At 57.4% G+C, this 24,219-nt stretch carries 24 protein-coding genes; 11 read left to right on the top strand and 13 right to left on the bottom strand.

The window, feature by feature from the left end; translation table 11 throughout:
- Positions 1 to 4 precede the first annotated feature (4 nt).
- Together PHACT_RS08170 and PHACT_RS08175 are read right to left on the bottom strand one after the other, a co-directional pair.
- Positions 5 to 772 (bottom strand): FkbM family methyltransferase, encoded by a 768-nt coding sequence (locus tag PHACT_RS08170; protein WP_245730642.1) that lies wholly within the window; start codon positions 770 to 772, stop codon positions 5 to 7.
- Positions 769 to 2,394, bottom strand: a complete 1,626-nt coding sequence (locus PHACT_RS08175) for an LTA synthase family protein (RefSeq protein WP_070116727.1) — start codon at positions 2,392 to 2,394, stop codon at positions 769 to 771. The genes PHACT_RS08170 and PHACT_RS08175 overlap by 4 nt, the downstream gene beginning before the upstream one ends.
- Positions 2,395 to 2,612: 218 nt before the next feature.
- On the opposite strand from PHACT_RS08175, the gene PHACT_RS08180 reads away from it, so the two are divergent.
- Complete coding sequence (locus PHACT_RS08180) at positions 2,613 to 3,800, top strand: PQQ-dependent sugar dehydrogenase (RefSeq protein ID WP_083264449.1); 1,188 nt, start codon at positions 2,613 to 2,615, stop codon at positions 3,798 to 3,800.
- Between the two features lie 61 nt (positions 3,801 to 3,861).
- Complete coding sequence (locus PHACT_RS08185) at positions 3,862 to 4,251, top strand: DoxX family protein (protein WP_070116728.1); 390 nt, start codon at positions 3,862 to 3,864, stop codon at positions 4,249 to 4,251.
- Here the strand turns inward: PHACT_RS08185 and PHACT_RS08190 are convergent.
- The 5 genes from PHACT_RS08190 to PHACT_RS08210 all read right to left on the bottom strand — a co-directional run bounded on the left by PHACT_RS08190 (position 4,235) and on the right by PHACT_RS08210 (position 9,413).
- A complete protein-coding gene (locus PHACT_RS08190; RefSeq protein ID WP_317622254.1) occupies positions 4,235 to 4,639 on the bottom strand; it encodes a RidA family protein in 405 nt (134 codons plus the stop codon). The genes PHACT_RS08185 and PHACT_RS08190 overlap by 17 nt on opposite strands.
- Positions 4,640 to 5,479 (bottom strand): alpha/beta hydrolase family protein, encoded by an 840-nt coding sequence (locus PHACT_RS08195; protein ID WP_070116730.1) that lies wholly within the window; start codon positions 5,477 to 5,479, stop codon positions 4,640 to 4,642.
- Positions 5,472 to 6,986 (bottom strand): GGDEF domain-containing protein, encoded by a 1,515-nt coding sequence (locus PHACT_RS08200; protein WP_070116731.1) that lies wholly within the window; start codon positions 6,984 to 6,986, stop codon positions 5,472 to 5,474. Before PHACT_RS08200 ends, PHACT_RS08195 begins: the two co-directional genes overlap by 8 nt.
- Before the next feature lie 24 nt (positions 6,987 to 7,010).
- Positions 7,011 to 8,777 carry a tetratricopeptide repeat protein gene (locus PHACT_RS08205; protein ID WP_169819422.1) on the bottom strand — a complete coding sequence of 589 codons (1,767 nt, stop codon included), beginning with the start codon at positions 8,775 to 8,777 and terminating at the stop codon, positions 7,011 to 7,013.
- Between the two features lie 171 nt (positions 8,778 to 8,948).
- Positions 8,949 to 9,413 carry a GNAT family N-acetyltransferase gene (locus PHACT_RS08210; RefSeq protein ID WP_070116733.1) on the bottom strand — a complete coding sequence of 155 codons (465 nt, stop codon included), beginning with the start codon at positions 9,411 to 9,413 and terminating at the stop codon, positions 8,949 to 8,951.
- A gap of 100 nt (positions 9,414 to 9,513) precedes the next feature.
- Here PHACT_RS08210 and PHACT_RS08215 point away from each other — a divergent pair, with 100 nt between their 5' ends.
- The gene (locus PHACT_RS08215; RefSeq protein WP_070116734.1) at positions 9,514 to 10,110 is read left to right on the top strand and encodes a hypothetical protein; all 597 of its coding nucleotides are present in this window, start codon (positions 9,514 to 9,516) and stop codon (positions 10,108 to 10,110) included.
- A 40-nt stretch (positions 10,111 to 10,150) separates the two neighbouring features.
- A complete protein-coding gene (locus tag PHACT_RS08220) occupies positions 10,151 to 10,882 on the top strand; it encodes a GDSL-type esterase/lipase family protein (protein ID WP_070116735.1) in 732 nt (243 codons plus the stop codon).
- Positions 10,883 to 10,966: 84 nt separating this feature from the next.
- Here the strand turns inward: PHACT_RS08220 and PHACT_RS16195 are convergent, their stop codons facing one another.
- From PHACT_RS16195 to PHACT_RS08240, 4 genes are all read right to left on the bottom strand, one after another.
- Positions 10,967 to 11,656 carry a glycosyltransferase family 2 protein gene (locus PHACT_RS16195; RefSeq protein WP_070116736.1) on the bottom strand — a complete coding sequence of 230 codons (690 nt, stop codon included), beginning with the start codon at positions 11,654 to 11,656 and terminating at the stop codon, positions 10,967 to 10,969.
- Positions 11,644 to 12,237, bottom strand: coding sequence for a DedA family protein (locus tag PHACT_RS16520; RefSeq protein ID WP_245730645.1), 594 nt, complete (start codon positions 12,235 to 12,237; stop codon positions 11,644 to 11,646). Before PHACT_RS16520 ends, PHACT_RS16195 begins: the two co-directional genes overlap by 13 nt.
- Positions 12,238 to 12,452: 215 nt before the next feature.
- Positions 12,453 to 13,376: a haloalkane dehalogenase gene (locus PHACT_RS08235; RefSeq protein WP_070116738.1), complete on the bottom strand. Its 924-nt coding sequence runs from the start codon at positions 13,374 to 13,376 to the stop codon at positions 12,453 to 12,455.
- A gap of 62 nt (positions 13,377 to 13,438) precedes the next feature.
- Entirely contained in the window at positions 13,439 to 13,822 is a 384-nt protein-coding gene (locus tag PHACT_RS08240) for a cupin domain-containing protein (protein WP_245730647.1), read from the bottom strand.
- 47 nt (positions 13,823 to 13,869) lie between these two features.
- On the opposite strand from PHACT_RS08240, the gene PHACT_RS08245 reads away from it, so the two are divergent.
- From PHACT_RS08245 to PHACT_RS08275, 7 genes are all read left to right on the top strand, one after another.
- On the top strand, positions 13,870 to 15,339 hold the full coding sequence (locus tag PHACT_RS08245) for an MFS transporter (protein WP_070116740.1): 1,470 nt from the start codon (positions 13,870 to 13,872) through the stop codon (positions 15,337 to 15,339).
- Between the two features lie 13 nt (positions 15,340 to 15,352).
- Positions 15,353 to 16,327, top strand: coding sequence for a homoserine kinase (locus PHACT_RS08250; protein WP_070116741.1), 975 nt, complete (start codon positions 15,353 to 15,355; stop codon positions 16,325 to 16,327).
- Positions 16,328 to 16,484: 157 nt separating this feature from the next.
- Positions 16,485 to 18,089 (top strand): hypothetical protein, encoded by a 1,605-nt coding sequence (locus PHACT_RS08255; RefSeq protein WP_070116742.1) that lies wholly within the window; start codon positions 16,485 to 16,487, stop codon positions 18,087 to 18,089.
- 78 nt (positions 18,090 to 18,167) lie between these two features.
- A complete protein-coding gene (locus tag PHACT_RS08260; RefSeq protein ID WP_245730649.1) occupies positions 18,168 to 18,566 on the top strand; it encodes a GntR family transcriptional regulator in 399 nt (132 codons plus the stop codon).
- Positions 18,563 to 19,474, top strand: coding sequence for an ABC transporter ATP-binding protein (locus tag PHACT_RS08265; protein ID WP_070116743.1), 912 nt, complete (start codon positions 18,563 to 18,565; stop codon positions 19,472 to 19,474). Before PHACT_RS08260 ends, PHACT_RS08265 begins: the two co-directional genes overlap by 4 nt.
- Positions 19,471 to 20,133 (top strand): ABC transporter permease, encoded by a 663-nt coding sequence (locus PHACT_RS08270; RefSeq protein WP_070116744.1) that lies wholly within the window; start codon positions 19,471 to 19,473, stop codon positions 20,131 to 20,133. The genes PHACT_RS08265 and PHACT_RS08270 overlap by 4 nt, the downstream gene beginning before the upstream one ends.
- 13 nt (positions 20,134 to 20,146) lie before the next feature.
- On the top strand, positions 20,147 to 21,352 hold the full coding sequence (locus PHACT_RS08275) for an acyltransferase family protein (protein ID WP_070116745.1): 1,206 nt from the start codon (positions 20,147 to 20,149) through the stop codon (positions 21,350 to 21,352).
- On the opposite strand, the gene PHACT_RS08280 is transcribed toward PHACT_RS08275, so the two are convergent.
- Both PHACT_RS08280 and PHACT_RS08285 read right to left on the bottom strand, forming a co-directional pair.
- A complete protein-coding gene (locus PHACT_RS08280; RefSeq protein WP_070116746.1) occupies positions 21,353 to 22,876 on the bottom strand; it encodes a serine hydrolase domain-containing protein in 1,524 nt (507 codons plus the stop codon).
- 5 nt (positions 22,877 to 22,881) lie between these two features.
- Positions 22,882 to 24,144 (bottom strand): SGNH/GDSL hydrolase family protein, encoded by a 1,263-nt coding sequence (locus PHACT_RS08285; RefSeq protein ID WP_070118244.1) that lies wholly within the window; start codon positions 24,142 to 24,144, stop codon positions 22,882 to 22,884.
- Positions 24,145 to 24,219: the final 75 nt, after the last annotated feature.

Consider the following 24,219-nt stretch of genomic DNA (forward strand, 5'->3'; position numbering starts at 1 on the left):
CATATTAGTCCTCACCGGGCCTGTCATCAACCAGCCGGGCATACACATCGCCGCTGCCATCACGTACCTGACCAAGGTGCTGGCTCATGTCCCCGGCCGACAGCCAGCTCCCGAACTGCAGTCGGTGTGTTTCGCCAGGCGCCAGGTTGTACTGGTATTGACCCAGTTCTTCCAACCGGCTGATACAGGCCAGCGCCATGTCGATGGCAGCGGGGATATATTCAAAGGACAGCGCCGCCAGTGGCCGGGACAAGCCCTGCAGCACAGCCAGTTCAAAGCCTTCGACATCAATTTTGCAGAAACGTGGTTCTCCCCAGGTGTCAATCAGGTCATCCAGCGTGGTCACCGGCACTGTTACCTGCCGGTCCCACTGCACCTTGCTGAACGAGGCGTCCTGTTGCACGCGCGCGATCCAGTCCTGCGACAGGGTAGTGACCGTCGGTGTGCGAGTGCTGATGTGCAGCGTTGCTTCACCGGGCTGGGCGCCGACGGCTTTTTCTTCCAGAATGATGGCGACATCTTTGCCATAACGGCGCTGCAGGGTCTGCATGAACAACGGTTGCGGTTCCATGGCCACCACCCGGGCCCCCAGCGTACGCCAGGCCATCAACCGGTTGCCAACATGGGCGCCCACTTCAAAGCACAGATCATCACGCTGGATAAACTGGCCATAAAGTCGGCGCATGCGTGCCTGTCGGCCGGGAATGCCGTAGTACATCAGCAAGGATCGCCACAGACCCAAACGTGCCCGCCAGCCTGGTGTTGCTGTCACTGCAAGCCCTCCTGCTGCCTGTTGGAAAATGCTTCGATGAACTGATCGCGCAGCCGATCCATACGCCATACCGGCGCATCGTCATCAGGCAACAGACCCGGCTGCCATTGCCAGTCTGCGACCGCCTCAATGACGGCAGGGTCATGTGCAAGCAGATGCACGGGCACCTGTTTGTCCTCGCTGTCTCCGGTAATAAAAGGCGCTGCCGGATGATCGCCCAATACCATGACCACCAGATCTTCATCACCATATTCCTGAACGTAGGACACCAGGGTCTGCAACATATATTCAATTGATTGCCGGTAATGGTCACGAATACTGTCAACATCAGCCCAGACCTCTTCCGGGCTGAGCCCGGATTGCGCCTGAATATCAAAGGCCCGGCCATCGCCCACTTGTTCCCAGGGCAGTAACTGCGCCACTGGGGTCCAGGGTGCATGCGAGGAAATCAGCGCCAGCTCTGCCATGACTGGACGCCGGATGCCATCGCCGCGCTCGCGCTCATGCAGCGCGGACCACACGTACTGGTCGGGCATGGTGACCCAATTAAAAGGCAGGCCCTGGTAGCCAAAATTGTGTGCGTCGTAAATTTTGTCATAACCGTAATAACCACCCTCTGGCCAAACCAGACTGATAGCAGGCATGGCTGCAACGGTGCGCCAACCGGCATCACGAAACAGACGGTTAAGGGTCGCACGCTGACTGATGACGAGACTTTGATAGCGGGTTTCGCTGTCAATCCAGGCACCGGAAAGCGCTGAGGCGTGCGCCAGCCAGCTCAGCCCACCGACGGTGGGTGCAGTCAGGAACGCGCTACGCATATGGACACCGTCAGCCGCCAGTGATGATTGCGCCTGACTCAGCGTTGCCCGCACGGAATCAGCAAATGGCTCGCGCTCAAGCAAGGCCCGACCATAGGATTCAGCGAACACAATGTAGACATCCTTGCCTTGCAGACGGCCGAACAGGCCTGCGCCGGAGCGACCGCTCCATTCATCTTCGTTCACGATGGCGGCAAATTGACGAATATCGCGAACACTGAACACCGTTTGCTGCCCGTGCAGTACGAGTTGATCCCAGGCAAATGTGCCCGTGCGCCGCCACCCCGACATGTCGAGACTTATGCCCACCAGCAACAGGGTGACTAACACAGCGCCTGCCAGGCGCGGTGCTTTTCGAAGGCAGTGTTGGATACGTCGAAGCGTGACATAGGCCAGCCAGCACAACAGCCCCGCCGCCACCGCGAGCATCAGTCCTACGGCCAGCGCCGCAAAATCACCGAGCACGCCGGTCAGCAGGCGACTGCCATCGGCCAACAGATTACTGTCAAACACCAGATTGAACGGCCGGGCAAAGATTTCATGGGTGACCAGGTCTGACCCGCGCAGCAATACAGCCAATCCCAGCAGCACGGTCAATACCCAGCGACACAGATCGCCGGCACGGCCGGGCACCAGCAACAGCAGACCGATGACCATGAACTCCAGCGGCAGGAAAACGAACGCCTGAGGACTGATCCAGACCAGTCGATTGGGCAGGGTTAGCGCCACAAACAAGCCGACAAAGGCGGTCAGTGTCAGGACTTGGCGGGCAGTTGGAAGGTAACGCAATTTGAGGGCCATCGTTGTTGTGTCAGTGACAGAATACGCAGTGTACCCCATGCTGGACCATGTCGTATCTGCACAACTGACCCCACACCGCAAAATAAGGCGACATACGTTTACCAGAAGCGATAGATGCTATACTGCTGACAACTTGTCAGCGCTGATGTTTGACCTCTCGTCTCAATCAGCCGCACCGCACACTCTTTAACTCGTTAAACTCCCTCAGGAAACCTCATATGAGACCACGCTACCAGCTACTGACCGCGCTATTTGCCATTCACATGACGGGCGCTGGATTCGTGCATGCGCAGGGTCGTCCAACGCCCTATCCGTTGCCGGATACACCAGTGGCACTGGCCACTGCTAATGCGGAGATGACTGCCACCGTCATCGCCCAGGGCATTCCCCGGCCGTTCGGATTTGAGGTTCTGACCAATGGCGACATCCTGATCACCGATCGTTACACCCCGGCGCTACGCGTGATTCGCAACGACGTGCTTGATCCGCAGCCGCTTGGCGGACTGCCTGAGATCCGCACCGGCTTCCATTCCGGATTGCTGGATGTCATTGCGCATCCGCAATTTGCTGACAACGGCTGGATTTATCTCACTTACCACACCGCGCTGGCCAGCGACGGCGAGTATGCCATCACCTTGGGCCGTGGTCGCTATGACGGCAGCAACGAACTGAAGGATTTTGAGCAGCTCTTCATTGGCACGCCGATGACCATTTCCGGTGGCTCCCGTATGGTGTTTGCCCATGACGGCACACTCTTCATTACCGTTGGCGGCGCCATGGACAGACGCCCCCTGGCGCAGGATCTGACGCGACTGGAAGGCAAAGTACTGCGGCTGAACGATGATGGCAGTGTGCCGGCGGATAACCCCTTTGTCGATCAGGCCGATGTTCGACCGGAGATCTATTCGTACGGTCACCGCGACCAGTATGCCGTTGCCATTCATCCCGTCACCGGTGAACTGTTTCACGCCGAACTGGGTCCATTGGGCGGCGATAAGCTCAACGTCATCAAGGCCGGTGGTAACTACGGTTGGCCGCTGTATGGTTATGGCAGTTACAACGATGGCGAGCCCATGAAGAAACTGCCCCAGGAAGGGTTTGAGTCTGCGCTGCTGATCTGGCAACCGGGTATTGTGCCTTCCGGCCTGATGTTCTACACCGGCGATGCATTTCCCCAGTGGCAGGGCAACATGCTCACAGGCAGCATTCAGCGAGGACGCCTGCCTGGCAGCGGCGGCCTGGAGCGCATCGTGTTCAACGAAAACATGTGGGAACTGCAGCGCGAAACCATGGCAACGGAATTGCACCAGCGTATCCGCGATGTCGCGCAAGGGTCAGATGGATCTATTTATCTGCTGACCGAAGAAGATAACGGCGCCGTGATCAAACTGCAACCAGCGCAATAAACACGATTGACTGGCGCGCTGTGCACCGGCGCGCCACCTTAACACTTCCTGGAGAGTGCATATGCAAGATGCAAACAATAAACGTCGAATAGCTGCCTGGGTACTGGTTGTGCCGGCAACACTGTTTTTACTGATGGCGGGCACAACCAAAGTCCTGGGGGCCAATCCGCTGGCCAGTATCGATGCGATGGCGCCGTGGGTGTTCTGGATCGGTCTTGGTGAAGTAACTGCGGCGGTTCTTTACGCCGTGCCAAGAACATCAATCATCGGCGTGCTGTTCCTGAGTGCGCATCTGGGTGGCGCCATTCTGTTTCACATTATCAGAGGCGAAAATTTTGTTGGCCCCGTGCTGACCAGTTTCTGGTTTCAGTCACTGCTGCTCGTCAGCGTCTGGGTCGTGGTTTTGCTGCGTTACCCGGTAATCGTCAGGCTTGTCACTCAGGGCAAGTAAGCCGTGCTGTGACTTCAATTTCTATTTTCATTTTGTCGTCCAGCAAGCCAGCTTCGATCATCATGGCTGCTGGACGAACCTGACCAAGGTGTTTCTTCAGTACAGGCCAGCAAGGTTCAAAATCCGTTTTATCGGGCAGCACGTAGGTGACTCGGACGATGTCCGACAGATCGCTGCCTGCCTCCTGCAACGCTTTTTGAATATTCAGGAAACATTGCTCGGTCTGTTCAACAACGTTGTCCGAAATCGTCATGTTATCGTAGTTATAGCCTGTGGTTCCGGAGACAAAAACGTAGTCTCCGTCCACCACAGCTCTTGAATACCCGATCATGGCTTCGAAGTCAGAGCCACTGGAAATCAATTTTCGACTCATCAATATCCCATCCAATTAGTCTGTCTGTATTGTCCATCTTTCATCTTCGCACAGCACACAACCGTCACCTTCAAACATGCGGGCGGCCTGGTCGTCACCGCGCAGATGCATTCTTAACCAGGCCGTCATTACGCCCCGGTAACTGCCGCCAGTCTGCATCGGCGCCAGGTGAGTGGCTCCGCGCAGCGTCAACCAGGTTACCGGCACATCGGTGTTTTCGTAGATCGGCTTCTGGTGTGTTTCGGGTGGCGAAGTGACATCCTCGGCACCCGACAACAGCAACATGGGGCCATGTTGCCCACGCACGGCGGTCGGATTGAACTGCACGCCCTGAATGTACGGCTGTAGCGCAACCACTGTGTTAATGCGCATGTCGCGGCCCAGGTAGATGGCGCCCTCACCGCCCTGCGAATGCCCGGCAACCCCGATGCGCGCGGGATCCAGTCGTCCCTGAAACGGACCGCGCTCACTGTTCAGGTTGAGCGCGACATCCAGGCAACGGCTCATGTCACGACCGCTACCCGGATTTGGCGTCATGGCGGCAACCACAACAAAACCGTGACTGGCCCAGTGTTCCAACAGATCGCGATAGGCGGCCGGGCTGGTGCCTGTACCATTGCCCCAGATAATAATGGGGTGACGACCATAATCCATATTGATGGGATGGAAAATGCGGCAATGGCGCCCGCCCTGTGTTACGTCCACACCGGCGTAAGGACCGGGATCAAAAAAGGATTGATGCAGCGCCTGGTTATCCAGATAGGGCGCCGGCGCCACTGCGCACGCCACAAGCATCGATAAAACCAGAGATGCCAATATTGCGTGCGTCCCGACACTTACCGGTTTGTCAGGCATGCTTCTTCCTGCGCTTTTGCTTGATCGCGTACATGGCCTTATCCGCACTGGCCAGCAGCTCGTCGGCATCTGGCACCTCGTTTCCCTGCCAACTGATAACGCCGACGCTGGGGCCGTCGTACTGCAGATCCAGACCTGGCAAAACAAACGTGCCGGACATGGCGTCTGTTATCCGCGCCGCGATGACACCTTCGGCGTTATCAATCTGCTCACCATGGTTGACTGCTACCAGAATGAACTCGTCTCCACCATAACGCGCGGTCAGGTCACCACTTCGGGCCGTACTTTGCAGGCGCTGGGCAATCTCCTGCAGAAAGTCATCGCCGACGTCGTGGCCATGGGTATCGTTGATGACCTTGAAGTTATCCAGATCGACAAACGCCACATACACGGTCTCCCTGGTGCGTGCAGCATGACCCAGCAGACGTTTCATTTCGTCGACCAGATAACGTCGATTGGGCAACTGCGTCAAAGGGTCATGACGCGCGTGCAGGGTCAGGGTGGCATTGGCAGCTTCGAGCAGCTCATGCTCATGATGACGCTCAGCAAACAGCGTCAGTATCTGCCAACAGCTTTGCACCATGGCCTGCTCCGAGTCGCTGATGCTGTTCTCGCCCCCTATCAGCAGCACACCACCGAGCAACTCGTCACCGCTGGCAGCTGACATCAGGAACAGCAGACTCTTTTCGGATTGGCCGGTTAACGCCAGCGCCTCCTGAATGAGAGGATCGGCATAGTTGGCTTTGACAAACAGCGGCTGGAATCCGACTGAGGCACGAGCATCGCCCAGCATGGTGGCTATCAGCTCATGATAAGGCGCCTGGTCATCCTGCAGGAGACGCGTTGAGCCCCGTTCGGCAACAAAAGGCACTGCCCCTTGCCAGAAATTTCGCGCAGTAAAACTACGCGTGAGACCACGTAGCAATGTCGGCAATTCCGAGGCCGACAGACACATGGCACCTATTTCTGCAACGAACTGCATTTCCCTGGCACGCAACTCGGCGGCCAGTGCACGCTCGGTGGCTTCGCGGGCGACCTTTTCCCGAGACGCCTGTTGCGAAATCAAGCGGGTGAAGAGCTCCAGGATTTTGCTGACATCCGGGCTGACATCAACTTCTTTGGCGCTGGCTCCACACAATGTGCCGTACAGCTCGCCATCGTCGGTATAAACTGCGCTGCTCAGGTAAGTCTGCAGGCCCAGGGCAGCAGCGGCCTCGGAATCGCCCCACACGCCGGGCACGTCTCTGGTCAGGAAACTCTTCTCGTCCAGCGCACGTTTGCAAAGGGTGTCGCTCCAGGGCACCAAGAGACCTTCAGGAATGTTAAGGTCACCCATGTTGCGGGAATAAAGAATGCGCTGTACACCTGCCGCTTCATCAATCGTGGTGAGGTAGGTACTTTCAAGATGCGTCATCTTTTCCAGAAGCTCCAGCATGGGTCGCGTCAGCTCTTCCAGATTATTTGCCCGCGACACCGAGTTCGCCAGGTATTCCAGAGTGTCTACCATACACCCTCCGGTTCATTGGCCCGTCTAGAAATGGGCACGATCAGTCAGGATGACGTCGGCATCTTTCCACGCCATGAGTAGACGTTGTCGAGCCAGGTCGGCCTCTTCGGTTTCTCCGAGCTGCTCAAGCGCTTCGGTCAGCCCATATAAAGCCCAGCCGTTCTCCTGCAACAGTATCAGGTCTCTTTCAAATACATTAATCGCCTGATTGTATTCGCCGGCATCCAGATGCGCCTGCCCCAGAAACAGACGCATGGACTGAAGCCAATCCGGCGGCTCCATGTAACGCAAGGCATCCTGCAGGGCAACCGCCTGACGAAACGCCTGAATGGCTTCATCGTAATTGCCTCTGGCGCTGGCTATTTCGCCGGCGAGCGCGTAGGACGCAACCGCCAGCATGTCAGCGGTGGTATTGACGGCCGCCCGCTGGCGGTCCAGAACCGGTTCGTTGCGCAGTTCCTGCAGATTGTCATACTCCGCCTGTGCGGCATCGATATCATCCTGGTTCAGATACGCCGAGCCATGCATGTAATTGAGCATTCCCGCCAGGTATGGCTGGTCTGGCGCAGGGTTCTCCAGCGCCAGCAACTCATCAAATTGGCCGAATGCTCTAAGGGTCATCCAGTGCGCCACCAGATTGCGCAGTCCCCGCCCTTCAGCCAACGCTTCCGGGTCTGCCATCGCCGCCATGGGGCCGGAAATGGCCAGCGCTCGTTCACTGTTTCCCTGCAGGATGCCGGCCCAATGGATGAACATGGTGGCATGACCGCCGTGATTGGTAGCCGACAAAGAGTCTGTGCCGGTGCGAGGCAGTGCACGATTGCCCCAGGCAGCGACCACCTCATCATCGGCGCTTAAAGAACGCTGGTTGGTGTTGATGGCATCCTGATATCGACCAAGGCGCATGTAGATGTGACCGGGCATGTGTACCATATGCCCGGCCATTGGTGTCAGCGATTCCAGACGATCAGCCGAATCTTCAGCCCGACCTGGCTCAAGCGAAGCTTCCAGCAGATGGATGTGCAGGTGGGTCAGCCCCGGATGAGCGGGATTCTGCTCCATGCCGGTTTCCATGACCTCCAGCGCGCGCTCTACACCAGGCATCGCACTGCCGTCATCCTGGTCATAATAGGTCCATGGCGTGGACATCATGATGCCGTGTGCGACCAGGAAAGCCGCTTCCAGGTCATCGGGGTTGTTGGCGTAGTTGGTTTCTGCCGCGTCGATAAACGCCTGGGTGCGTGCCGCTGTGTCAGGGTAGGTGTCAGTATCAAACAGGGGCGCCAGCGCCTCGATCAGGCCCTGCTCGGCTTCCGGTCGGGTATTGCGGGCCGCCATGGCGGCATTAATGGCATTGCGACCAGTGCCCATGGGGTCATCCGGTGCCGCGCCATAGCGACTGTTGGGATTGGGTCCGCTGGCCAGCGCTTTACCCCAAAGGATCATGGGGTTGCCGGGTTCAAAGCACAGCGCAGCGTTAAACGAGGCGATGGCCTCTGGGAAATAGTAGCTGTAGGTCAGGCGCAGGCCCTGATCAAAGTAGACCTGGGTTGATTCCATGGCTGTGCGGATGCTGCGCCGATAAGTGCCGGCGTCAGACAGAACCGGCGCCAGGTCGTCAGCGCAGGCCGCCATGTCCTGCAGGGCAATCTGACTGATGGCCGGCGCGGGAGCACGCACAGCAACAGCTTCCTGAGGCTCCGGCTCATCGCTGCCGCAGCCAGCCAGAACGGCCAGCGCGATGGCGCCCAGCAGTATTGGGAATTTGCGATGGTTGTTTTCTGATTTCATGGTGAACTGCATCAGGTGTGTACTCGTGTTGTGACCAGATTAAGGCGTGTGCTGATCTCAGATTCCGTCATTATTGGCCTGAAATCAGACATTTGATGCCTATGACTATACGCCTGTGCGCTGCAGGCGCCAAGCCATTGGCGGGGCGCTGGACTGAGCGAGTCCGGCCTGTCAGTCGAAATCAACCGACATGATGGTAACCGGTGTCCCGTTGAATAACTCTTCGCTGAATATCTGCCATCCCAGCCCAGCATAAAGCTGGGCCTGATCCGGTGTGTACAGATACAGGCGTTTGACGCCGTTTTCCTGTGCGTGCTGCATGACACGTTTTACCAGTGTTGAGCCTATGCCTTTTTTGCGATGATCTTCGGCAACATAAACACTGGCCAGCCAGGGGCTGAGCTCAGGGTGGCTGCTCATGTCGTCGGCCAGAATACAGGCGGAGCCCAGCAGCTCACCGTCCTGCTCGGCCACATACGTCGTCGGTATCACCTTGCCTTCCAGATCTTCCTGCATTTCTTCGATACGCGCGTCCAGTGAGCGATGCGGATTCAGATACGACCACTCGGCATGATGCCACTGCGCCAGCGGCCGCAGGTGGTGGGGTTTGTCTTTGAGTGTACTGATCAGCGTCATGCGGCAGGTTCCGGTGATTAATAAAGAATCGGCAGGTTAGAAGTCGTGGCGTATATGTAATAGCATTGCTCTCCCGTTTTCAAGCCGAGAGCTTTTCCTGATGCGCCCACGCAAGATTCACCGCCTGGTCGGCATACTGCTGTTATTGCCGTTCGTCGCCTGGTCAACAACCGCCATATTCTTTCTGGTCCGCCCCGCCTACACCGATGCCTATGAACAACTGCAAGTGCAGCAACTGCCCATGGGCAACATCATTCAGTTTGTGCCTGACCCGTCATGGCTGGAAGCGCGATTCTCCCGCACGGTTCTGGGCGAGCATCTGCTGGTGCGTGATGCTCAGGGCTGGCAGCATCTGGACGCCTTTGCCCTGGACCCAAAGCCGGCACCCTCAGGCGAGGAGCTACGCCTGCTGATTAACGATGCCATTGCTCATAATCGGGAACGGTACGGCACCGTCGACAGCCTCTCAGGCATGACCGCCGTGACCGACACGGGCGTTGAGATCAGCGTGAACTGGGAGTCGCTGACAATGTCACAACACGGCCCGAATACTCGCTGGATAGACAAAGTCTATGACATTCACTACCTGCGCTGGACCGGGTTCGAGAATTTTGATCGCATTTTTGGCCTGTTTGGCTTATTTTTGTTGATCTACATGACCTACAGCGGCGCGCGTATGGCGTTGGGGCGACGATAACAGAAATAAAACAACTGATAACAGTTGGGGAGAATGCTGGATGTACGCTGACAAGAGAAAAGTTCAATCACTGGCAATTGCACTGATGACATCCTGGCTGGCACTGACTGTCGGCAACGCACAGGCCCAATCGGACGATTCCTATGAACTGCCAGATCCGGCCCGTTATGAGGAGGCTATACAGCGCTTTGAGCAGATGGACGAGCAGTCTCCTCCACCGGAGGACGCCATTGTCCTGACCGGCAGTTCCAGCATCATGTTCTGGAATCAGGACGCCCCTGCAGATCTGGCGCCACTGACGGTTATCCCGCGCGGTTTCGGCGGCAGCGTGATGCATGATATCGTGCATTTTCTGGATCGTGTTGCGTTGACTTACAAACCACGCGCCGTGCTGATCTATGAAGGCGACAATGACACCGGGCGTAATGACATTCCTAACGATGTTATTATTGAGCAACTGGAATCCATCATTGATCGCATTCACGCGGAACTGCCGGACGCTCGCGTGTATGTTCTGTCAGTCAAACCCAGCGTCGCACGCGAAGCCACCTGGCCAATTGCACAGGCGTTGAACGAGCGCTACCAGCAGGTGGCCGCGTCGGATCCATTGGTGCATTACATTGATGTCGCCACCCCCTTCCTGCAGGCCGATGGCACCGTGATGACAGACATCTTTGTTGACGACAATCTGCACCTGAACGAAAAAGGCTATGACATCTGGGCGGCCAGCATACGCGAGGTGCTGATGCAACACGAAGCCCAATACGAATAAGTATGGCGAAAGAATGGGGACGGAGGGGATACTTTCTGGTCAGAAAGTATCCCCTCCGTCCCCATTCTCATACAGTAGAATAATTTATGACCCCTGCCTTTGCATTCCCCAACTCTTCAGTTTACCGATTGCCCAGTCCCAGACGTATATCTGGAACGATATTTTGAGAATATCGCCTATCATCAGGATGCGTCCCAGGAGGCCCGCAAACAGACCGTATTTTTGCTCCTTGATGTGATGCACGGTTCCGTCAATCAATTCGAAACCCATCTTGCCGTCGAACTGCTTGGACGTATGGTTCAGTGCAATCTCAATCTTGAAACCTTCCCGGTATCTGCCAGGCACTGCATCCCACAGTCTACGTGTGACGGCTCGCTCGCCACCGATAATGGGCGTGTAGCGGAGCAGTTTGTTGAGCCAGATGGTTTTGCGCATGCGTACGCCCACATACATTTCAACGCGCCCGTCGACGACCGGTTCTACGATGCGAGACAGCATCTGTGGCGTGACACCCGTGACGTCAGCGTCGAGAAACAGAATCACATCGTGTTTCGCCGCCTGTACTCCGGCCGCCATGGCCGCGGCTTTGCCACTGTTCTGGTTCAGCACCAGCACGCTGGTCGCCCCCGCCTGCCTCGCAAGTTCAGCGGTGTTGTCGCTTGACCCGTCGTCAACGACAATCACTTCCCTGGCATACGTACATTGAAGTGCTTCCTGCACGCACTGACCTACAGTGGCAGCTTCGTTAAAGGCTGCAATAACTACAGAGACCATTGTTTTCTCAACCTGTTGCCCACCAAAATGTATCCACCAATTGTGACCAGCACAAACAGCAGAAAGGCGACTTCCACGTATTGCATGACTTCCCCCAGCCGATACGTGGTGCCGATAACCGAATAGGCGATAACTGTCAGCACAACCGTCACCGCAATGACACCTGCGGTATTGACGACCAGGTAGCTGCGCAGCGGCATACGGTGCACGCCGGCCAGGACCTGAGCCAGTGCCCGGGTGCCATAAATGAATTTGGACATGAAGAGTAACCGTTTGCCACCCGCCGAGAACGCTTTCTCCGCACCGGCAAAAAATCCCTCGCCGACTTTGCCGGACACGCGCGCCAGTGTCGACGCGGGGAAACGACGACCGAGACCATACCAGAGACAGTCGGACAGCATGGTTGCGATGATCGCCAGCAACAGTACGGCTGCAAGATCGATACGCTGAGTGGCAGCGAGATAAATGGCCGGCAACAACACCAGTTCACCGGCGATAATCATACCGACAAAAAGGGCCATGTAGGGATAGGCAGAAAACATGTCCAGAAAGGACAAAATGTATTCCTGAAAAAGACGCATAGAGTGTGACATCCTGTTAACAAAGCTCCTGCTGATTCCGATGCTATCTAAAAAACGACCAGGAGGCAAAGCAGTTTGTCACTCAATTGAAATGGTTTGCGCGCAGCAATGGGATCAAGAATGGGGACGGATCAAGAATGGGGACGGAGGGAATACTTTTTGCTCAAACTTTTTGCTCAAAAAGTATTCCCTCCGTCCCCATTCTTTCATTCTTTTTAGGAAGGAAACAGGGTTTTGAGGGCTTCGCGGGCGACCAGATCGCCGTGTTCCTGTACAAAATGACCGGCGTCGGCCACTTCCAGTGGCTCCGGGCAGCCACGAATGAGTTTACGCACGTTCTTCATCACCTTGGGCCCCAATACCGGATCACGCATACCCACGGCCATGAAACTGCGCCCCTGCCACTCGTCGCGCCACCAGTCACGCGCGCGTCGGGAAATCTCGGCACCGTCTGCATTCAGATGATCGGGCACCAGGTTGGGGAAGCGGCGCACACCGGCCTTGTAGCGCAGGCTAGGGTAAGGCGCGGCATAGGCCTGCGCCTCGGCATCGGTCAGCGCCGGTTCGGCGCGCTTCATCAAGGCTGCGATATCCAGATCCGGCCGGCTTGTGCAGTACGCACGCCAGTCTTCAAAGCCCTGACCCAGGGGGACGTCTCCAGTCCCCAGACTCGTGTTCATGATCAGCAAATGCGTAAACAACTGGCCAAACTCCATGGGCAAGGTCAGCCCCAACAGGCCACCCCAGTCCTGCACCACCAGTGTCACCAGTTGATCTTCGCGTCGGGTATCAATCACTGCGCGGATAAACGCCAGCAGCATGTCACGGTGACGGCTGAAGGTGTATATGGCGTCGTCTTCGGGTTTGTCGGAACGGCCAAATCCAATCAGATCAGGCGCAATCACACGCTGCCCGGCCGCCACAAAAACCGGCACCATTTTCCGGTACAGATAACTCCACGTCGGCTGCCCATGCAGGCACAACACAATGGAACTGGCATCGGCAGGGCCTTCGTCAAGGTAGTGCACCCGTACACCCTCAAAGCCCGGCAGGTTGTCCAGGTAGTGAGGTTGATAGTCGTACCCCGGCAGCTCTGCAAAGTTTTCATCGGGTGTACGCAATACGTTCTCATTCAACATGTTCAGTCTCTCTCAATCGTTGATGGGAGTGGAATGGTTAAAAAGTATTCACTCCGTCCCCATTAATAGAAAACAGCGAGCCATACGGTGTCAGTGTCAGGCAGGGTCCAGGCAACACGGTGGCGGCAATGCGCAGGAATGTCGACATAGTCACCGGCTCGCAGATGCAGGTCGTCGCGTTCGCTGTCAAACGCGATAATGGCCTCTCCCTGCACCACCATCACCCACTCGTGTCGGGTCTGGTCGTACCATTCATGCAACGGCGTGGCGTGACCGTGCGACACAATTCGCTCGATTTTGACGCCATTGCCTGCATGGCTGGCCAGCACCTGGATCAGCTCGTCCGTGCCGGGCGTTGCTGGCAGGTCTGCCAGCAGGTTGCCTGAACTGAACGCTTGCCTGTGAACCACCATGTCAGCCTCTCCGTTGCGTTTAGCTGTTATCATACCTGTGCGGGCACAGCTCGCCCAGCCATGACTTAGCAGGAAACGTTTTGACATCATCGGGCGCCGACACGACTCCATCACCTGAAGCGACCGCCGCGCTGCGCCGTGTGCTGCTGCTGATGATACTGCTGAATGCCTTTGCCACACCGCTGATGCTGTCCTCAGCCAACGTGGCACTGCCCTCCATCGCCACAGACCTCAGCCTGGACGCTGTGATATTGGCCTGGGTACCCATGGCTTACCTGATGGCGAGCACCATATTCGTGCTGATTTTTGGTCGTATTGCCGACAGTGTCGGCCGCAAACGCATCTTCCTGTTTGGCACCGCCGCCGTTGTGGTCAGCTCCGTTTATGCCGCCTTTGCCGTCAACAGCACCATGCTGCTGAGTGCGCGTTTTCTGCAGGGTGTCAGCGCGGCAATGCTGTATGCCACTCAAATGGCACTGGTGACCTCGGCGTTCCCCGCCAAAGAGCGCGGCAAGATGATCGGCCTGGTGGTCAGCTGCATTTATGTGGGCCTCTCCGCCGGACCCTTGCTGGGCGGTTATGTTATTGACCTTCTGGGCTGGCGCGCCGCCTTTCTGCTCCAGGTGCCGCTTGCCCTGGTGGTGCTGGCCCTGGGCGTGTTCAAGGTCCAGGGTGAATGGCGCGGCCGCACCCGGGTACCCTTTGACCTGCCCGGCGCCATCGGCTGGGCGATCAGCATTGTATTGTTCTGTGTCGGCGTTTCGCGCCTGCCAGCGCTCAGCGGCCTGCTGATACTGTCCGCCAGCGCCGTGAGCTTTACGCTGTTCCTGCGTCATGCCCGGCGCAGCGCCAACCCGATCTGGGATGTGAATCTGTTCTTTAACAATCGTGTCTTCACCGTGTCCAACCTGGTGTCCTTGCTGATGTACAGCGCCACCTACGCCATCGTGGTGCTGATGAGTCTGTACCTGCAGACCCTGCAGGGCCTGTCGGCAACCAGCGCCGGCATGGTACTGATGATCCAGCCCATCATCATGGCCGCGCTGGCACCGGTCACCGGACGTCTGTCAGACAGGGTAGAGCCACGCATACTGGCAACCGCCGGGATCACCATCACCACGATGGGCCTGTTTCTGTTATCGCGGCTGGATGCTGACAGCAGCCTGCTCTATGTCATCGGTTCACTGGTGATGACTGGCAGTGGCTTCAGCCTGTTCTCGCCGCCTAACGTCAATGCGATCATGAGCTCAGTCAGTGATGAACATGCCGGCACGGCCTCCGGAGCGGTCGCCACCACCCGACTGCTGGGCCAGCTTAACAGCATGGTGCTGGTGACGCTGGCGCTGGCGTTGATGATGGGCAACACACCGATCAGCCCGGAAACCTATCCTGACCTGGCCCAAGCCGTGGAGCTGAGTTTCAGCATAGGCGTGGCTCTGTGTGTTCCGGCCATCGTCCTGTCGCTGCTGCGTGGGCGCGTTCACCCTCGCCAGCATGCCGCTGACAAACCGAAACATCCCACTCACAAACACCCCACTCACAAACAATAGGCGAGCTGTCGATATGTCAGTGTTTACGCAACTCAGCGATACGGAAATTGCCCGGTTTGTCAGCCGTTTTGATGCCGGCGCCTTTGTTACCGCCGAGGGCGTCAGTGGCGGCAGCGAAAACACCAACTATTTTGTTGACTGCAGCGGCGGCCGTTTTGTGCTGACACTGGTAGAACGCGGCCCCAGCGCCGACCTGCCATTTTTTGTCAGACTGCTCGACTGCCTGCATGCTGCCGGGCTGCCCGTGCCTCATGCCATCACCGATCGCGATGGAAACGCCCTGCACACGCTCCGCAACAAACCCGCGCTACTGCAGCCCAGGCTCAGTGGCAGCCATGTCGAGCACGTCAATGCCAACCAGTGCGCGGCACTGGGCACAATGCTGGCGAAATTGCATAACTCAGCCTGTGACCTTGAGCGCACCAGTGATCGCGGCGCCGACTGGACCGTGCAGAAAGCAATGAGCTTACTGGATACCGTTTGGAAGTCGCATACGCCGTGGCTGGAGCCGGCGCTGCTGGTGCTCAAAGAGTGGCTGGATTTCTCGGGCAGCGAAGGCTTCAAGAACACCGACCCGGACACCAGCCTGCCGACATCCATCATTCATGGCGACCTGTTCCGCGACAACGTGTTATTTGAAGGCGACCGCATTACTGGCGTCATTGATTTTTACAACGCCGCCACCGGCTGGACCCTGTTTGATATAGCGGTCTGTGTGAACGACTGGTGTGTTGACGACTTTTGCCTGAATACAGATCGCACGGATGCGCTGCTGACAGCCTATGCCAGCGTCCACCCGTTCAGTGCGCAGGAACGGGCGTGCTGGTCACAAATGTTGCAACTGGCGGCGCTGCGCTTCTGGGTGTCGCGCCAGCAGTATGCGCTGGAACATAAAAACCAGGCCGGCGTGCTGGTGAAAGATCCAGAGTATTTTCATCGCGTCATGAAGATGCATGTGCAGAGCGGCCAGACTGTTGATCTGCCCTGATTCCTTTTTTGGCTCTTTTCCTGATTCTTGTCCTGATTCCGGTTCCGGTTCCGGTTCCGGTTCTGCGGCAAACACATGAATATGTCTTTATGACCACCAGTTTGTTAATGTTTGACCCTGTCGCCCGTTACGACTAAATCAACAGGACAACAATAAAATGCCTGACAATCAGCCCCCTCGTCTGCCAGCCAAACCCATACTGGCCCCCTTTGCCCTGTTCCTGCTGGCCAGCCTGCTGATGTACGCAGCACTGTTTCCGTTACTGTCGTGGACGGTGTTCTCCGAGGACGACTCCCACCTGATGCGCGTGGCCATCGACTACGCCTGGTGGCAGCACTTTTTTATGCCGGAAATTTACCGTGAACTGTCTGCGGCCAACTACACTCCGATTCCACTGGTGATCTACAAGACCCTGGTGTCATCGTTCGGTTTTAGCACCCATGCCTTCCTGATCTTCATGCTCGTGGCCATCAGCCTGGTGTCGGCACTCGCAGCCGTACTGACCGAGCTGATGACGCGTAACCGGATGGCGTCCTGGGCAGTCATGCTGCTGATTTTCTCCAGCATGTCCATGCACACACTGATCACCCGCTTCTACACCATGCATTATCTGATTGGCGGCATATTCGCGCTGGCAACGCTGGTGGTGATTTTTCGGCGGGATGTCAAAGACTGCTCACCGTGGCTGCCCTCGCTGCTGTTGTTGCTGGCGCTGGTGTCGAAAGAGGTCTACCTGGTGCTGGCACCACTGGTGGTGCTGATCGCACTGTACCGCCGCAACATCAGACTGGTCGTCGGCGCTGGCCTGGCATTATTGGTTTATCTGGCTTTGCGCACCTGGATGCTCGGCATGTCGGTCGACATTGGCGGCGAAAGCAGTTATTTCGCCGGCTTCTGGGGCATCAGCAGCGAAGCCTGGATCAGCTTTATCGCCTGGTACATGAAAACCAGGATGTTCATTCTGGCGGCGCTGGTACTGGCCCTGTTCATGAACTTCTGGCGCACGCTGCTGTTGTTGCCGCTGGCCCTGATTTTTGCCGCCCCGGGGCTGGCCGTCTCGCATGGTATCGTTGAACACACCCTGCATGGCGATCGCATATTTTTTGCCGTCGATTGTGCACTGGCGCTGGTTGCCATTATCTCGCTGTCGCAGTCGGCGTTCTTCCAGCGCGTTGCCCGGCCACTGCCACTGCTGGCTGCGTTCGCACTGTTCCTGGCCGTGTATGTGTTCAACAACGCCAGCTACCGTACCCAACTGGAACAGACCGCAGATTTTCGTATTACCCAGTTCCTGCTCGACAATCTGGCAGACCTTGAAGGCGCCACCCTGTTTGTTCCCATGAACTTCATTCAGGGTGACCTGATGCGGGTGAATGATGCCCTGGAGCAACCACGTTTTCTCATCACCCAGAACTGTGTCGCGGCACTGGGCGCCGCCGAAGGTGAGCTGTTCATGTTCAACGGCGCCGGTGAAGCCATCACTCGCGCCGAGCTGACAGCCAACTGCGTACCGGCCAGTGTCAATCCGGTGGTGGACATCGCGCCGCGTTACAACAACGGTCTGCTGCAATGGCAGCTGCAGTTCCCGGAAGGTTTCAGCGGCGGCGTGCTGTTTGTGGACCGTGCGTTTGCTGTGCCGATTCCGGCGTTCTCCCAGCAACTGGTGAAACCAGCGCCGGGCGAACGCTACCAGCTGTTTGCCAACAACGGCGTCAACTGGTGGTTCTCCGAGATCGCGCCGATGGACATCATCACTGACTGACCGGCCGAGCCCGATCCGGGCTCACCATCCGCAAACAGCCTGTTGACAGGCTGAACCCTCACTGTATATAGTGTGTATATGGATATACACACTGACCTGACATTGTCACAGACCGACCACCGCCCGATGTATCTGCAGATCATGGACCAGATACGTCATCGCGTGGCTGCGGGTGACTGGCCGCCGGGCCGGGAGATCCCTTCCATCCGTGCCATGGCCGCCGGCCTCAGCATCAGTGTCATCACCGTCAAACGGGCCTACCTGGAACTGGAGCGCGACGGTGTGATCATCACCCGTCAGGGTAAAGGCTCCTTCATTTCCGACAACCCGGGCCTGGGTTCATCACTGCAGCAACAGGCGCTGGACGCTCACCTGCAGGATGCCATCGACAGCGCCAGTTTGCTGGGCCTGGATGACCAGGCACTGCTGAAGCGCCTGCAATCCCTACAGCAGCTGCGCAAGGAGAAAAAAGTATGACGCACACCGCCATAGCGCTGCAGGGGGTCTGCAAACGTTACCCGTTCTTTCAGCTGAACGATCTGTCGTTTTCGCTGGAGGAAGGCCAGATCATGGGTTTTGTCGGCCCCAATGGCGCCGGCAAAAGCACTACCATTCGCCTGATCATGGGCCTGCTGCAGCCCGACGCCGGGCAGGTCTCGGTGCTCGGCCAGCGCATGACCGATCAGCAGGCCCAGGCGAAGCGTGATATCGCCTTTGTGGCCGATGGCATGGGTCTGCACGCCAACGCGACACTGGGCTGGCACATCGATTTTGTTCGCACCATGGTGCCGTATTGGGACAAACACTATGCTGATCAGTTGCTGAAAAGATTCAACCTGCACCTGCCACAGACCATCAAAAGCCTGTCCACCGGCGAGCGGGTCAAAGCGCTGCTGTTGCTGGCCCTGGCTCGCCGCCCGCGCCTGCTGGTGCTTGATGAACCAACCACGGGACTGGATCCGGTGGCCCGGCACGAGATTCTGGCAGAACTGACCGATGTGCTGCTGGATGATTCACGCTCGGTGCTGTTTTCCTCTCACAACACCCGGGATGTGGAGCAGATCTCCGATCAGATTACCTTTATCGATCGCGGCCGCCTGATCGAATCCAGCGACAGGGATTCATTTATTGAACGCTGGCGCCGCATTCATCTGAATGTGCCCGACCATGTCGTGCTGCCAGCAGATCAGGGCCGGGCCGATGTGGTGACCAGCGGACACACGACCACCATCACTACGGGTAACTGGAGTCCGTCACTGGAGCAGGCCTATATCAACAGCGGCGCAGTCATTCACGAGGTGCAGCGCATGAACCTGGAAGAAATTTTTATCGCCAGTGTCCTGAGCAAGCGCCGGCAGATTGAAGCCGAGGAGTCAGCCGCATGATCAGTCCCGTTATTGCCCAATTGATTAAGAAGGACCTTTCCCTGCATCTGCGCTTTGTACCGGTGGTCGTCGTCGCTGGCGTGATCTCCCTGGCGGCGGCAGCGATTGACGGCATCATCAGCTCGGTCATGTATATCACCACACTGGTAGCATTCGGGCTGCTGATTGGCATGTATAACGTCGCCCAGGAACGGGATAAACAGATTCACCTGTTCATGCTGAGCCTGCCAGTTACCGCTCTGCAATACACGCTGTCAAAGACCCTATCGTCCCTGCTGTGCTTCCTGTTGCCCTGGACCATACTGACAGCAATGACCGTGGTGGCCATCCTTGCCATCGACGCGGTGCCCGATGGCTTGCTGCCTTTTACGCTGCTGATGCAACTCTATTTTGTTGCAAACTTCTGTGTCTTTCTGGCCGTGGTTCTGACCACCAGTTCGGAGAAGGTTGTTATTTCCACCATCATCATCACCAATATGAGTATTACCCTGATCATCAACCTGCTCAGCCGGTTGCCTGCCATCGCACAGACCATGGAAACCGATGTCATTCTGTGGTCGCCCGCGATAGTCGCGATACTGCTGGCCGAGCTCGCCTTGTGTGTTGTACCCCTGTTGCTGGCTGTTGCCATGCAAAACAAAAAACTGGATGTTTACTGAGGAGGCTCCTGTCATGGTTGCCGTTACCAATGATCCGAACCGTTTGCACGCCCTGGATGCTGTACGTGCCTTTGCGCTACTGGCAGGTATTGTGCTGCATGCGACGATGTCGTTTTTCCTGCCTATTCCTGCCATGGATGTGTCACAAAGCACGAGTCTGGGTGTGCTGTTCTATGTCATTCACATTTTTCGCATGACGCTGTTCTTTATGATCGCCGGCCTGTTTGCGCACAAGGTGTTTCACCGTCGGGGACTGCCCGCCTTTGCCCGTGACCGAGGACGCCGCATTGTCCTGCCCATGTTTGTCGGCTGGCTGATTCTGTCTCCCCTGCTGGGCGTGATTGTCGTGTGGGGATTGATTCGCACCTTCGGAGCGGCCGCCGCTGAAGGTGCGCCGACTGCGCCTGCAATGGGTTTACCGCTGACCCACCTATGGTTCCTGTATTATCTTTGTATCTTTTATGTGGGCTTCCTGACACTCAGACAATTGTTTGTGGCAGTAGCCGGTAGCAACACCTTCCTGCACAGGATCGTCGATAAAGTGGTTGCCGGATTAACCTCCACCGTTGTCGGCCCCGTGGTCTTTGGCCTGCCATTGGCGGCAGTATTTCTAAGCAGTCCAGCCTGGGCTGCATGGCTAGGGCTGCCCACACCCGACTACGGTCTGACCCCGCAGCTGCCGGCAATGGTGGGCTACGGTGGCGCCTTTGCGCTGGGCTGGATGCTGGATCGCCAGGGTGAACTGTTACACGTGATCCGCCGCAACGGGCTGATCAATCTGGGCTTGGCCGTGGTGCTGACGGTGGTCAGTCTGATGCTGGTAGGCCTGACGCCCCCGCTGGCGCCCGATCCCTTTGTGGATAATGCCGCCTGGCAGCGCCCCGTGTATATTCTGTGTTACACCAGCGCCATGTGGTTCTGGACCTTTGGCATCATCGGCACGGCACTGCGCTTTTTATCCCAACCCAGTGCGCGCTGGCGCTACCTGGCTGATGCCTCCTACTGGATGTACCTGATCCACCTGCCGGTGGTGTTCTTCCTGCAGGTGGTAGTGGCACAACTGCCGCTGCACTGGAGCATCAAGTTCCCGTTCATACTGGTGGTGGCCACGGCGGTCTTGTTGCTCAGCTATCACTGGCTGGTACGCCCGACCCGGCTGGGCAAGGCACTGAACGGCAAAGCAATCCCGCGGGCACAGCCAGTGCCGGTTACTACCTAATCAATCAGTGGCCTGTTCTGTTGCTGTCATCGCCGCCAACACCGACTCGGCCAGCGTCCACACCGGGCGCGGGCCACGGGTGGTGACGCCCATGCGCATCACGATCAGGTCCTGGTCGGGGAACATCAGAATGTTCTGCCCTTCAAAGCCTGACAGGTAATACATGTTGGCAGGCAGATTCGACAGCGGCCGGCTGTCAGGATCATCCGGGGCGCCGGCATTCAGCCACATCTGCACACCATACTGACCTCGCTCGGCGGCAGGCGCCGGGGTCAGGCTGTAGTCCACCCAGCCTTCAGGCAGAATACGCTCGCCATTCCACAGGCCGTCCTGCATGTACAGCAGACCGAACTTTGCCCAGTCGCGCGGTGTCGCATACATGTACGATGATCCGACAAAGGTGCCGCTGGCATCGGGCTCGATCACCGCCGATGTCATGCCTAGTTTGCTGAACAGCCGCTCCTGCGGAAAGTTAAAATAGTCCTGATAGTTGGTGAACAACTGTCGCTGGATGCGGGCGATGATATTGCTGGTACCGCTGTTGTAGTAAAACGTGCTACCTGGCTCATGTGCCAGTGGCTTATCGATGGTAAACGCCGCCGTGTCACCGGTGGTGTACAACATCAGAATCACATCAGACATGGAACCGGATGTATAAACCTCCGAGTACTGCATACCGCTGGTCATGTGCAGCAACTGCTCCATCGTGATGCTGCGACGCTCGTCGCCATCGTTACGCCATTCCGGCACGTTGGCGGGTGCATCCACATGCAGCAAGCCATCGGCGGCCAGTATGCCAGTGAGCGCGGCAGTCACGGTTTTGGTCATCGACCAGCCCAATTGCGGCATGTCAGCTGTAAAAGGTTCCGCATATTGTTCGGCAATGATTTTGCCATCGTGAATCACCAGCACGGCACGGGTATCAATGTTCTGATCTGGCTCCATGTCCTCAAACGCCTGATCCACAGCTGCCCGAACGGCGGTCATATCAAAACCGGGCACTTCCTCTGGCAACGCCACCTGATTGCCAATCGGCCAGGGCTGGTCAGCGACGTCCGGTTTTTGCGGATACAGTTCGGGATCAAACTGTGCGCGCAAACTGATCGGCGAGGCGTTCTTCAGCAGAGTGCAGCCAATCTGATCGCGGTACAGCGCACGGACGGTCATGGTGCCGCCATTGACGGCCATGGCGCCGCTGACAATATCGTCGTCAAAATTGAAGTCGGCGTCGCTTAAGGCCGGACTGTTAAGCTCATTGGCCATGACATGGTCAACTGTTCTGCCGCCCACCAGCACAGACGAACACAGGCGTTTGACCGCGCTGCCCAATGCAATCTCGGCGGCAACGGCGGCTTCTGCCATCGCTTGCGGATCTGTCGCTGATTCCTGCTCGGCAACCTGTTCGGCCATGGTATCCACGGCAGAAGGCGATGCCATTGCTGGTGCTTCAGGTTCCGAGCAGGCGGCAATAAGACCCGCCAGACTGGCGGTTAGTGACAAGGCGATAATACGGGTATGTTTCAAATCAGTTACTCCTGTTCAAAAAGGGTCAGGTCTATGCTGTTGGCCATGGCGGCATACCCAGCGTCATTGGGGTGCAGGTTGTCAGCGGTAAAGTCAGCGGGCAGACGCGCCGGAGTGTCCGGGTCGGCGATGGCTGCATCAAAGTCGATGACACCATCAAAAAATCCGCTGTTACGGATCCAGGCATTGACCTGCTGGCGTTTACGCTCCCCTGCTTCGGAGAAATAGCCGGCGCCTTCAAACGGTGTCAGTGTGGCACCAATCACTTTGATACCATGCGCACGCGCACGCTCAGCAACCTGCCGGTAGCCGGCAATAATCTGTTCGGCGCTGACTTCCTGGTCGGTGGCCATGCTCACTGACATACCCATGTCGTTGATGCCTTCCAGCAACACCAAGTGGCTGACATTGCTCAGTGCCAACACATCTCGCTCAAAGCGCGCCAGCAGGTTTTCGCCAAACATCGGGGAGCGCTCGTGCAACACCCGATTGCCACTGAGGCCGGCATTGGCTACGGCATAGGCCGGCATGTCTGACGCATCACGCAAGCGCAGTGCCAGCAGATTGGGCCAACGGTTATTGCTGTTTACGGTAGAGCCAACGCCATCGGTAATTGAATCGCCGACAGTGACGATGGTCGACACCGCTTCACCACCGTTGACGTCAATGGCGCTGAGGTAATGCCAAAAGGAGATTTCCTGCGCGTCGGCTATGTCTGGCGCACGCGTCTGGTCACCGGCCGTGCTGGCATACCCGGTCTGCATGGCCGCACGATGCGAGGTGGGCAGCCCGCTGGCCTCTGGCAGGTACAGACTGATGCTCAGATTGGTGAAGGCTTCCACGGGGAACGGTAACGGGTCACTGAACACGGTCGCACCGCGGGGGATAATGACTCCAGCCTGATCACCGAAACTGAGACTCTGCAGTGAGGCAACGTCAATGCCGGCGCCACTTGTCTGTTCAGCAATGGTCGCCGCACCGATGCGCAAGGGTCGGTTGCCATGAGTATTGGACAGGCGAACGCGAAGGGTATCGCCCGACGCGGTGACGTGAGCAATCTGGCGCAGGGTCTGATCGTCAAATTCGTTGTGGCTGGCCATGTCGGCGGCCAGCATGCCGGGCGGCAGAGTACTGGGGCTCATGGCCCAGGCGGTGACCCAGTGATCAGTGTCCGACTGCTGTGCCTGCGCACCCGCAGCAAATCCGCTCGCCAAAACCAGCGCCAGTAACCATGTCGAGAGGTTGAACGTGATGCGGGTCAATTTCATGCGCTTCGACTCCTGCCTGTTTTTGTTGTCTTGTACCCGGAATTCATCATACGCCATGCCAACCGGTCTGTCTGC

The organism is Pseudohongiella acticola (assembly GCF_001758195.1).
GTDB classification, from domain to species: Bacteria; Pseudomonadota; Gammaproteobacteria; order Pseudomonadales; family Pseudohongiellaceae; genus Pseudohongiella; species Pseudohongiella acticola.